The organism is Vibrio sp. (assembly GCF_048266485.1).
Lineage (GTDB): Bacteria > Pseudomonadota > Gammaproteobacteria > Enterobacterales > Vibrionaceae > Vibrio.
In genome coordinates, this window is the sequence record NZ_JBLWZK010000010.1 from 110,871 (window position 1) to 121,996 (window position 11,126).

Here is an 11,126-nt window from a genome sequence, read left to right on the forward strand (position 1 = left end):
CTAGTTTTTCTGAACGTTAAAGCTATACCCAAAGTCATTGGAATTGCAGTGAGGCGACAAGTTAATAAGGTCCTATGAGCTTAATTTACCTAAATGATTGAGGTAAATGAACACCACCAACAAAGCTGCAGCTTCAAGTTCAAATGGTATAAGCTTATTGTCCATTAGATATAATGATTTCTTCGGTCACTTGTCTTATCGCCAAACGGCTTTTATACAAGTGATTACCTGCCCACAAGATCAAGCCCCCTATCACGATGAAAGTCAGCATATCGTAACCAGTTTCAAATATGGCACCAACTAAGATAATTAACGCACCTAACACTTGCGATAAACGCCCTAAGTAAGCGCCTTGCTTGCCATCAACTAAGGCTTCTTCTTGCGCACTAATTGGTGTGGCAAGGTTATGATAAAAGATTTCTAACTCTTGCTTACGCACACCTTGAGGTTCTTTATAGAACACTGAAGATAAAGCAAAGAAACCACCGGATATCACTATTTGTGCCACCAGCATCGCCACTACCGTTAAATCCACACTTTCACGATGAGTAAAGGCATCAGCACCAAATAACGGTAATAGCCAATTCACATCAAACACAAACTGCATAAAGCAAGACACTAACAGCCCAACAATCAAGGTTGCCCACGCTGACCAATCTGGCGTTTTAACAAACACTAACGCCAACAAGGATGGGATCACCAAAGGCATTTGCAATAACGCGCCAAATAGCATCATCAAATCAAAGAAACTGTATTCTTTTATCGACGCAAACAATAAAGCTGCACCAATCGAAATTCCCCCATTAAATAAGGTCGAGATCTTACTCATACGCATTTGCTGAGTTTCAGTCGCTTCTGGGTTAATCACCGACTGATACACATTACGCACGAAAATCCCCGCATTCCGGTTCAGTGCTGTTGTCATTGGCGCAATTGTTGCGGCAATCATCGCGGCGAGCACTAAGCCAAGTACCCCTTGCGGCATGTAGTTTTGAATAAAGAATAAATAAGCGGCATTATTCGCACTTGTGCCTAGATTTGGATAAAAGGTTTGCAGATCGACATGCATAGTTGCCGTTACCCAAGGTGGGATAAACCACATGATTGGGCCAATAACAAACATTAAACCTGCTACCCACGCTGCTTTTCTGGCTTCTTTTTCATTCACGGTAACGAGAAAACGATAACAAGACATCGCATTATTGGTGCTCATAGTTTGCTTGGCCATGATAAACACCACCCACACCACAAAGATCTGCCAGTAGTTGATATCGGTTCCCATGAAAGATGGAATTTCTGATTTTTCAATTAACTCAACCGGACCACCAATATAAATTAATGCGTAAGCACCTACGGTTAAGGTAATCGCCATTAACAAAACCAATTGAATAACATTGGTTGCAGAAACCGTCCAAGAGCCTCCACTTACGGCAATAAAAGTCACTAATATACCTACGCCAATAATGGTGATATATAAATCAATGTGAAAAACCGCCGCAACAAAGATTGCCAAGCCATTAAGCCAAATAGCAGCTGAAATAGTGGTTAAAGGAAATTGCAACCAAGTAAAAACTTGTTCCGAGGTTTTACCAAAACGCTTACGTATCACTTCCATTGCGGTATCAACACGTAGTTTGCGATAGCGAGAAGCAAAGTACATGGCGGCCACAAAAAAGCCTAAAGCATTACCCCAAAATAAAAACAAAACGGCTAAGCCATCTTCATACGCTTTGGCTGCCGCACCAGTGAATGTCCAAGCAGAGAATTGCGTCATAAAAGCGGTCGCGCCTGCCATCCACCACATCATGGCACCGCCACCGCGAATAAAGCCTGAAGAGGTTTTAGCAAAGCGTTTAAATATAAAAGCCGCAACGATAATAAAAACAAAATAGCCAGCAATGATGGAAATATCTAAGCTATCCATTGTCGAAAAATACCTCACAGTAAACAGAAAAAACCGGAATACCCTATACCCAGAGAACAAGGCATATAAACATTCCGGCTTAAGTAGGTTGGTTAGAGATCAGCAGCCCTTAAGAACAACTTATACTTTGTCATATAACTTATAGCTGAGCCGTTGCTCCCGTCCATTGGTATTGCACGCCGTTGAATTCGACTTTGTGCTCACCTTCTGGATCCGGTTTATTAGAAATCGCAAATACGTACTTCTTACCTGTGGTTAAACTGATTTCCACGATAGTGCCTGTCGCGTTATGACCAATGACTTGCACCGCTTCAACTAATCCACGAGCCCCTACAGAGGCTTCAATTGACTCATTAAAGTAACCGTGGGTTTCAAGTACTGAAGCAAACACATGATCTTTGGCTTTTTGACGCAAAATCAAAGTCGGCTCTGAACGTAAGTTGAAATCAGGATCATTGGCACCCGTGCGAGCAAAGATCACTTGGCTGCCTGCTGGTGCGCTAGAGACTAGGCTGTAGTAGCTAGAATCATGTAACCAACTAACTAATGAGCTGCCTTCTACCTTACCTGAAGCCACATTCCACAAATGCTGGTAACCATCTGAACCACCTAATGGGCGCAACTTGCTTTCCGTTTGGTAATCAAAATCGGTACGAATAATTTGGCCTTTATGGTGATAAGGCAGATCATATTCATGCTCTGCATCCGCAATAATACGGTACACATCAATCACAAGTGGTTTTTCAAATTCTTCTAGCTCAGGCAGTAATATGCTACGTTGCATATCCACACCGTCGTAGTACTCAGAAATGGTGCCGCTCATAGCTTGGAATTTTTCATCTTCGGTTACGAAAAAGTGCTTCTGACCGAATTTAGATTCCGCTAAAGCCGTATTGAAGTTATTTTGTGTTTTTTGGTCAACGACAACTGTGTTATGGGCTACCGTTTGCTTACAGTAAGATTTATTTTCTGGGATATAACGACCGCCAAATTTAGGCTCCACGTTTACCCAACGACCAAAACCATAGTCATGCAGTACTTCATTACCACGGTTAAATACACTTAGGTGTAAACCATCGTAGTGACCATGATCTAACGCGGAATGATATTGGTGATCAGAGCCATGTTGGCCAAACCAAATCAGCGCCATGGTGTCATCATCTTTTGCATCACGATGACGAAGAATGCTCACACCGCCTTTTTCACCTTGTGGGCCATCTGTCATAAACAAGCTACCCCAACTGAAAGGTTTAATTTCATCGGCTGTTTCAACAGCTTGAGATAAAGTTAGACCAGCTTTGTGTACCCACACATTTTGTTGGTGGTTGGCCATGCCTAGCAATACTTCTGTTTGCTCATAACGGTGATAACACACAGACGTTGCCATGATCACACCTTCATCGTTAATGCTGATGGTTTTCGAGGAATCGTTAAGCGCTGGTAACGTTCCGTCTGGGAAAGCGGTTTTGAATACGGCGTATGACGTGGTTTTGATCACTGAATCGTTAAATTCATAAATGCCCAACTCTGGCTGACGACGTTCAATCGCTTCGGCAAACAAGTAAATTGGACGCAATGAGAAACGGTGGTAATAAGGACCTTCCATGTAATAGCCATCTGGCGAGAACAATTGATCAAGCTGAGCTAAGAAACCACCGCTTACTTTGTCCATTTTTAGACCGTATAACGCTTTATCTACAGACTCTTGGTCATTGATGGCGTAACCACAGATACCCACTGCCGCAACCGCCCATAGACCGTGGTTGTGTACGATGTCGAAGTCATGACCGTAAGTCACGACAAACATGTGGATCATGTGTTTGAACAAGTCGTCTTCAATCTGACGTTTTTGCGACTCTTCAAGTGTGTGGTAAACACAGCTATAGGCACATGATGAGTACAGCATCCACATGTTTTCATTCAATGTTTGGTGGAACAATTTGCCCGGAGGATTACTGTCACGGCTAACATTGCTTTCTAGTGTTGGATATACCGTTGCGTACGCGGTGAGTAGTTCAACAATATAGTCACGGTATTTTTTCTCACCGGTGATCAGGAATAAACGACCCGCAAGATCCATGTGAATGTAGTTTTGCTTATGGCGGTTATGCTCGTAACCACCACCTTCACCGTGCCCTGGAACTTCAATACCCACATCTGCCATATACGCATCGGTTTGAGCAATATCGCGAGCCAGTGCATTACCTAGCAGAGTATCTTTACCTAACTCTTTTGCTAGTTCAGCCGCTTCTTCAAAATTCATTAATAGTGGTTGGTAATTCATTCTTCTTTCCTACTTCTTAAATCTAGATAGATGACTTAGCTTGTACTTATTTCGCTTGTACTTCTAATGAATAGAAACCATTCCATTGATAAGTTTTGTCATCGACTGAAACTTGGTGCGCTGTGGTATCTGTCGCAGCCAATTGATTGCTGACCATAAAAGTCACCACCGATTGTTGCGTTTGAATTTCAACCACAGAGCCAACTTGGTTGTGGGCAATCACACGTACGTCTTGAACTTGACCACGCGCATTCACCGATTGTTCAAACTCTTCGTTAAAGTAACCATGCGTTTCTAAAACGGATGCAAATAAGCTTGATTGACCTTTGGTACGTAAGATAAAGGCAGGCTCACTACGCAAGTTAAAACTTGGATCATTAGCACCTGTGCGCGTGAAGATCACTTCGCCATCATTGTTGGAGCTAGTGCCTAACCAAGAGTAGTAAGTATTATTTTGTAACCAGCTCACTAAAGCGCTGCCTTTCACTTCACCACTTGCCACATTCCACAAGTGTTGGTAACCGAAGTTATCACCTAGTGTGTCTAATTCTTGGTTGGCTTGATATTCAAAGTTAGTGCGAACAATTTGACCGTCATATTGGTGTGAATAGTCAAATTGATGTGCCTTGTCGTCTTCCGATGTTAAACGGTATAGATCGAGTAACAACGGCGCTTCTAACTCATCGAGTTTTAGCATGAATACACTACGTTGCATGTCAAAACCTTGGTAATGATCATTAGCAAACGCACTCATGCCATTTACTTTTGCGTCTTCTACTTTAAAGAAGTGCGGCAAGCCATGAACCATATCGGCTTCATCAATTGAGAAGTTATTCTGGCATTGCTCATCAATCGTTACGGCATTGTGTGCAATCGTTTGACGGGCATACGATTTATTCTCGTCAAGGTAACGGCCACCAAACTTAGGCTCAACATTCACCCAACGACAGAAACCATATTCACGTAATACTTCTTGGCCACGGTTGAAGTAACTAATACCTAAAGTATCAAAGTGACCGTGATCCATACCATGTTGACCATAGTTCATGACTAGTTGGAACACATCTTTGGTTTGATCTTGCATGCGAATAAAACCTTGCGCGCCATTGTGACCTTCTGGGCCTTCGTTTAACTCCACGCTTGGGAAGAATGGCAAACCAATATCGTTCGGGCGCTCATTTTGTGCTTTTTCAAAAGCGCGAGATAACTCTAGACCACAAGCATGCATCCATACTTGATTTTGAATTTTCGCCATACCAAGCAAGTTATCATCTAGGCCGTAGTGCTTGCTGTATAAGCTCACTGCAACTTGTACGCCCATATCGGTAATACCCATAGTATGAGATGAGTCATTCAATGCTGGGAATTCACCATTTGGATAAGCGGTGGCAAGTAGCGTTTGAACCGTATTGCCAATCACTTTGTCTTTAAAGTTATAAATGTCTAACTCAGGCATGTGACGGTGCAGAACTTCTGCAAATACACATAAAGGACGGATCGCAAAACGGTGGTAGTAAGGACCTTCCATGTAGTAACCAGAAGGCGCAAACAATTTAGAGATTTGTGCTAGGAAACCACACTCGCCCATTTCTTTTTTGTCAGCGTTATTTTTTTTGCTAGCGTTAAAGCTATCTAAGCCAAATACGGCCATTTCTAGGTATTCACGTTTATCAATCGCTAAGCCACAAATCCCGACTGCAGCAACCGCCCACATTCCGTGGTTATGAATACGGTCAAAATCATGGCCATATTTCACAGTAAACATTTCAAGCATAGGCTGGAATAAATTGCTTTCAACGTGATTGCGCTCTGTCAGCGACATGAAGCCTTTCACGCAAGAATACGCCAGGCTCGAATACATGAGCCACATGTGTTCGTTTAAGATCTGATGGAATAAACGACCGGTTGGGTTAGTATTTTTTTGAACATGAAAATCAAATTGCAGGTACTTGTCGGCATAGATCGTCAAAAGCTCAGCCACAAAGCGAGCGTATTTTTCTTCTTTGGTGACGAGATAAAGACGACCTGCAAGGTTCATAAAGTGATAGTTTTGCTTATGACGATTGTGTTCATAACCCCCCGCTTCACCATGTCCAGGTACGTCGTAACCTAAAGCGATAAAGGCATTGACATCTTTTTTAATGGTCGCAATAGTCTTACCCATCAAGCTGTTACGGCCCACTTCTTTCTGCAACGCTTTCACTTCTGCAGTGTTAAGCAGTACAGCTGATACTTCATTTTTCATCTTAAACCTCAAGCGACGATACAAAACCTAATTAAACCAATCACGAAAAAGTAATACAATAAGGCTTGAATTTCATCTTTGTTTTACTAAACGAAGATATGTGTCACATTTATAAACAACGATAACACTGTGATCTACCTAGCCTCAAACCTTGATTATTCATGCGTAATTCTCATTGTTAATAGTATAATTATAAAAATTTATTTGACTTAGGTCACGAACATCTAGACCTATTGTATTACAAATTGTTTTTTGCGTTATGATGGTTTCATCAATTGAAATCGAAATGAATAGAAAGACATTGGAGAGAACACATGAGCATATTCTCAAGCAACTTTTTTAAATTTGACGAAAACGAATGGGAAGTTTTAGGCGGCGGTATTAAGCGTAAGATTGTTGGCTATACTGATGACCTTATGGCCGTTTACGTTCACTTCGAAAAAGGTGCCGTTGGTGAACCTCATAGCCATGATATCCATGACCAAATTGGTTATGTCGCTGAAGGCAGCTTCGAAGCAGAAATCGACGGTGTAAAACAAGTGCTAAAAAAAGGTGATGCATACCTTGCTCGTAAACACTTTATGCACGGCGCAGTTGCTCTTGAAGAAGGCAGCGTATTACTGGATGTATTCTCTCCAGTACGTGAAGATTTCTTAAAATAACAGCTTGGATTAGGTGAACAAATGACAACATTCAATATTGCAGTCATTGGCGAATGTATGATTGAACTGCAAAAATCAGGCGAATTCCTAACGCAAAAATTTGGTGGTGATACGCTTAATACTGCGTTGTATCTTGCTCGCCTAACCAAACATACTGCTATTAAAACAAGCTACATTACCGCACTTGGTCGTGAAGGCTTTAGCCAAAACATGATTGATAGCTGGTCAAAAGAAGCAATTGATACTCAACACATCCTTCGTTTTGAAAACAAGCAACCCGGTATGTATTACATCGAAACCGATGACACTGGTGAGCGTAGCTTCTACTACTGGCGTAATGATGCCGCGGCGAAATATATGTTTGATCAAGCTGAGAGCGCTCAGTTGATCGAAACATTATCAACTTTTGATGCGGTTTACTTAAGTGGTATCACATTAGCTATTTTGACTGAGCAAGGTCGTGAACAGTTATTCACACTACTTGCTAAATTGAAAGCCAATGGCAGCAAAGTTATTTTTGATAATAACTTCCGTCCAAAATTATGGGCATCGGTTGAAGAAGCACAACAAGCGTATCTTAAAACACTATCATTCTGTGATATTGCCTTGCTGACATTCGATGATGAACAAGATCTCTTTGGTGACGACAATATCGAACAATGTATTGCTCGTACTCAAGGTCAAGGCGTTAAAGAGATTGCGATTAAACGTGGCAGTAAAGATTGTGTTGTTGTAGAAGAAGACAGCATTCAATACGTTGCGACTAAACCGGTTGATAACGTGGTTGACACTACGGCAGCGGGTGACTCATTCAGTGCGGGTTATTTAGCAAGGCGTTTAAATGGTTACAATGCGAAAGACTCTGCACTATCAGGTCACAAAGTCGCTGGTACTGTTATCCAACATCAAGGCGCGATTATTCCAAGTGATGCCATGCCTGACATCGGCCTATAAAGATTAGCTTCTAAAAACAGGTCAATTAACGACCAGTTTGTAAAATTTAAGGATTTGAAAATGTCTAACTTAGATCAACAACTTGCTGACTTAAAAGTCATTCCAGTAATTGCACTGAATAAAGTTGAACACGCGCTTCCACTTGCGAAAGCGCTAATGGAAAACGGCATGCCTTGTGCAGAAATCACTTTCCGTACAGAAGCTGCTGTCGGTTCAATCAAAGCAATGCGTGAAGCTTACCCAGAGATGCTGATTGGCGCGGGTACCATTTTGACACCTGAGCAAGTTGATCAAGCTATTGAAGCTGGTGTTGATTTTATCGTAAGCCCAGGTTTAAACCCAACGACAGTAAAATACTGTCAACAAAAAAACATGCCAATTGTTCCGGGTGTGAACAACCCAAGCCTAGTTGAGCAAGCAATGGAACTAGGTCTTAAAACCGTTAAGTTCTTCCCAGCTGAGCCATCTGGTGGCGTTGGTATGTTGAAAGCATTAACCGCTGTTTATCCAGTGAAATTTATGCCAACTGGCGGCGTAAGTTTATCAAACATTGATGACTACCTATCTATCCCAGCGGTACTTGCTTGTGGCGGAACCTGGATGGTTCCAACTTCTCTTATTGATAACGAGCAATGGGACGAGTTAGGTGCATTAATTAAAGATGCAGTAGCAAAAGTAAACTAATTTATCATTCTCACCCCGAATGATGCTTTTGCCCCAGCTCCCCCAGCTGGGGCTTTTTTATTTATATTTCATCCATTTAAATAGAGAGACTTTCTACCAAGTGGTATGAATACCTACAATTATCGTCATAATTCACGAGGTAAGTAATGAAAATTCAAGATATTAAAGTTTTAGAAGACGGTACTTTGTGGCACTGGTAATCCAGTATTTAAATAGAATTTAGGAGAATTCCATGACAAACAAACTGAAAGTATTGGTATTCGGCACCGGATTTGCCGGACAAGGCCACGCACAAGCATTCCGTGATGCTGGCGCTGAAGTAGTAGGCATTGTTGGCCGCACCCCAAACATCGTTGAAGAAGTCGCGAAAAAAATTAACGTTCCTTATTTTGGTACCGATTGGCAACAAGCATTAGAAGCTTGCCAGCCGGATATTGTATCGATTGCAACGCCAGGTGGCGCTCATGTGGAGCCAATCAAGCAAGCTATCCAATTTGGCTGCCATGTCTTTTGCGATAAGCCATTAACCGAAGGTGGTGATTCAGCGCAGGAGTTGTATCGACTGGCCGAAGAAAAACAAGTGAAAACGGCTTTTGCGGCAAGCTTCCGTTATATGCCACACATTATGCAAGCGAAAGAATTAGTGGCTCAAGGCTGTATTGGTGAGCCTCGTGAAGTTGAGTGTATTTCACACTTTAATCTCGACCCTTACATTCCTTTCGGTTGGTCACATACCATTGAAAATGGCGGTGGTCGCTTAAATAATAACTTCACTCACTTAGTGTCGATTGTCACATCGGTGGTAGGTGAAAATATTTTAGCGGTACAAGGCGAAAATATAGAACCGTATCAAGGTTTTAAAGAAGGCGCGGAATACCAACAAATCATCGACCACATTCGTAAAAATGATCGTTGGTTAAATTTGAACTAACAGCAATTTTCTCAGATAAGTCATAAACAAAAAAAGCCCCACGATAATGTGGGGCAAAATACTTCAACCTATAAGAGCAAATCAGTGAAGCATAGGATTAAAAACATTTATTGATCAAGCGTTAATTTATAAAAGCTAACTTGCGTGTAATCCCCCGCTTCCATACCATCATTAGTACATTGAGATGAACCAGTATTACATTGGTTGTATGCACCTGCTTTAAAGTACATCCAATCTTGTGCGTAGCTAGTATCTTTCGCTTCACCTGGATACGGCTTGCTTAAATCAATATCAAAAGTTTTCACAATTTCAGTCGGCTCACCAATATTCTTTTTGAATATCAGGTGCATAATATTACCTTCAACATTGATATCATAAGAAAAGACTTCCCCTAGCGCGATACCATCTTCTGGTGATGGATCAGATTGCTTTAAGCGGTTGTGTCCAAATACATCGTGTTTGATATCTTTACGGTCAGCTTTGTTTTTTGGGTTCGTTTCATAGTTCCAAGAAAGTGAGCCTAGAGTATGGTTAGGTAATTTGCGGTAAATAATCTTCAATGGTTCGTTGTTTGAACCATGGATTTGACCAATAACGACCGCATGTGCGCCAGATTTTGAATCATTACCACTGGTGCTCACCCAATCCACTTTCAATACAGCTGATAAGTGACCACCAATAGCACCATACTCTTTGGCATTATCATTCGCTGCAACAGAAAAATTATTGTTTGGAGCTTTATATTCTGTTCCTAACATTGCACGTAATTCAGTGCGAGCATTCTTACTATTTGGAGTAGTTATTGCATGGTTTGGAACCCTAAATACCATCGCGCCAGATGCGGGATCGGTAAAGAACCAATCTGGATGTGAGAATGGAGGAACATGGTTGTTTAACTGTTCTTTTGATAATTCCATCGTCTTACCTTGACGCTCTGGTTTATTATCTGGATACGGTAAGTTGATTTTCCATTTAGATAAGTCAAAATTTTCAGTAGGCGCTTTATTGGCATCAAGCAGCTTGATCAATTCTGCTTGGGTTGCAGTCTGATCGGCTATGGTGGTCGAGGTGGTGTTTGATTGTTCTGCTGTCGAGCAACCTGCTAATAAACCTGCAACAATCAATCCTAAATACACTTTTTTCATTATAGATACATTCCTTAATTCAGATAATAACTGCGTCTCTAATGCAAAAAGAATAGCGTAATATTGTATTACTTAATATGATATGGGTAGATTTCTCATGTATCCATTCAACTACAAGTAACTAAAGAGGCAGGCTGTTAATACCAAATCGATGACTTAATTGGTCACCTCTACCTCATGAAACCTTTATATAATTAAAGTTCTTCACCTAACCAAAGCCCAGGGTGAGATCGTGAACGTTTTTTAATCAAAATTACGACCAATTTGACGATCACATTTAGCTGTGATCATATACTC

General features: G+C 41.4%; 8 protein-coding genes. 4 read left to right on the forward strand and 4 right to left on the reverse strand.

Annotated features, from left to right (window positions below; all coding sequences use genetic code 11):
• Positions 1–154: 154 nt before the first annotated feature.
• The 3 genes from ACN0T8_RS12220 to ACN0T8_RS12230 all read right to left on the reverse strand — a co-directional run bounded on the left by ACN0T8_RS12220 (position 155) and on the right by ACN0T8_RS12230 (position 6,453).
• Positions 155–1,924: a sodium:solute symporter family transporter gene (locus tag ACN0T8_RS12220; RefSeq protein ID WP_417880898.1), complete on the reverse strand. Its 1,770-nt coding sequence runs from the start codon at positions 1,922–1,924 to the stop codon at positions 155–157.
• Positions 1,925–2,063: 139 nt separating this feature from the next.
• Positions 2,064–4,208: a heparinase II/III domain-containing protein gene (locus ACN0T8_RS12225; RefSeq protein ID WP_417880899.1), complete on the reverse strand. Its 2,145-nt coding sequence runs from the start codon at positions 4,206–4,208 to the stop codon at positions 2,064–2,066.
• Positions 4,209–4,254: 46 nt separating this feature from the next.
• Positions 4,255–6,453: a heparinase II/III domain-containing protein gene (locus ACN0T8_RS12230; RefSeq protein WP_417880900.1), complete on the reverse strand. Its 2,199-nt coding sequence runs from the start codon at positions 6,451–6,453 to the stop codon at positions 4,255–4,257.
• A 314-nt stretch (positions 6,454–6,767) separates the two neighbouring features.
• Between ACN0T8_RS12230 and ACN0T8_RS12235 the strand changes: the two genes are divergently transcribed.
• The 4 genes from ACN0T8_RS12235 (at position 6,768) to ACN0T8_RS12250 (ending at position 9,684) form a co-directional block, all read left to right on the forward strand.
• Positions 6,768–7,115, forward strand: a complete 348-nt coding sequence (locus ACN0T8_RS12235; RefSeq protein ID WP_237293514.1) for a cupin domain-containing protein — start codon at positions 6,768–6,770, stop codon at positions 7,113–7,115.
• A gap of 21 nt (positions 7,116–7,136) precedes the next feature.
• The gene (locus ACN0T8_RS12240; protein WP_417880901.1) at positions 7,137–8,069 is read left to right on the forward strand and encodes a sugar kinase; all 933 of its coding nucleotides are present in this window, start codon (positions 7,137–7,139) and stop codon (positions 8,067–8,069) included.
• A gap of 60 nt (positions 8,070–8,129) precedes the next feature.
• Positions 8,130–8,753 (forward strand): bifunctional 4-hydroxy-2-oxoglutarate aldolase/2-dehydro-3-deoxy-phosphogluconate aldolase, encoded by a 624-nt coding sequence (locus tag ACN0T8_RS12245; protein WP_417880902.1) that lies wholly within the window; start codon positions 8,130–8,132, stop codon positions 8,751–8,753.
• A gap of 232 nt (positions 8,754–8,985) precedes the next feature.
• Complete coding sequence (locus ACN0T8_RS12250) at positions 8,986–9,684, forward strand: Gfo/Idh/MocA family protein (protein ID WP_417880903.1); 699 nt, start codon at positions 8,986–8,988, stop codon at positions 9,682–9,684.
• A 107-nt stretch (positions 9,685–9,791) separates the two neighbouring features.
• Here the strand turns inward: ACN0T8_RS12250 and ACN0T8_RS12255 are convergent, their stop codons facing one another.
• Positions 9,792–10,829 (reverse strand): polysaccharide lyase family 7 protein, encoded by a 1,038-nt coding sequence (locus ACN0T8_RS12255; RefSeq protein ID WP_417880904.1) that lies wholly within the window; start codon positions 10,827–10,829, stop codon positions 9,792–9,794.
• Positions 10,830–11,126 lie beyond the last annotated feature (297 nt).

Coding starts and splice junctions, on each gene's coding strand:
- ACN0T8_RS12240 (WP_417880901.1), top strand. CDS start 7,137: ATGACAACATTCAATATTGCAGTCATTGGCGAATGTATGATTGAACTG.
- ACN0T8_RS12255 (WP_417880904.1), bottom strand. CDS start 10,829: ATGAAAAAAGTGTATTTAGGATTGATTGTTGCAGGTTTATTAGCAGGT.
- ACN0T8_RS12235 (WP_237293514.1), top strand. CDS start 6,768: ATGAGCATATTCTCAAGCAACTTTTTTAAATTTGACGAAAACGAATGG.
- ACN0T8_RS12220 (WP_417880898.1), bottom strand. CDS start 1,924: ATGGATAGCTTAGATATTTCCATCATTGCTGGCTATTTTGTTTTTATT.
- ACN0T8_RS12225 (WP_417880899.1), bottom strand. CDS start 4,208: ATGAATTACCAACCACTATTAATGAATTTTGAAGAAGCGGCTGAACTA.
- ACN0T8_RS12250 (WP_417880903.1), top strand. CDS start 8,986: ATGACAAACAAACTGAAAGTATTGGTATTCGGCACCGGATTTGCCGGA.
- ACN0T8_RS12230 (WP_417880900.1), bottom strand. CDS start 6,453: ATGAAAAATGAAGTATCAGCTGTACTGCTTAACACTGCAGAAGTGAAA.
- ACN0T8_RS12245 (WP_417880902.1), top strand. CDS start 8,130: ATGTCTAACTTAGATCAACAACTTGCTGACTTAAAAGTCATTCCAGTA.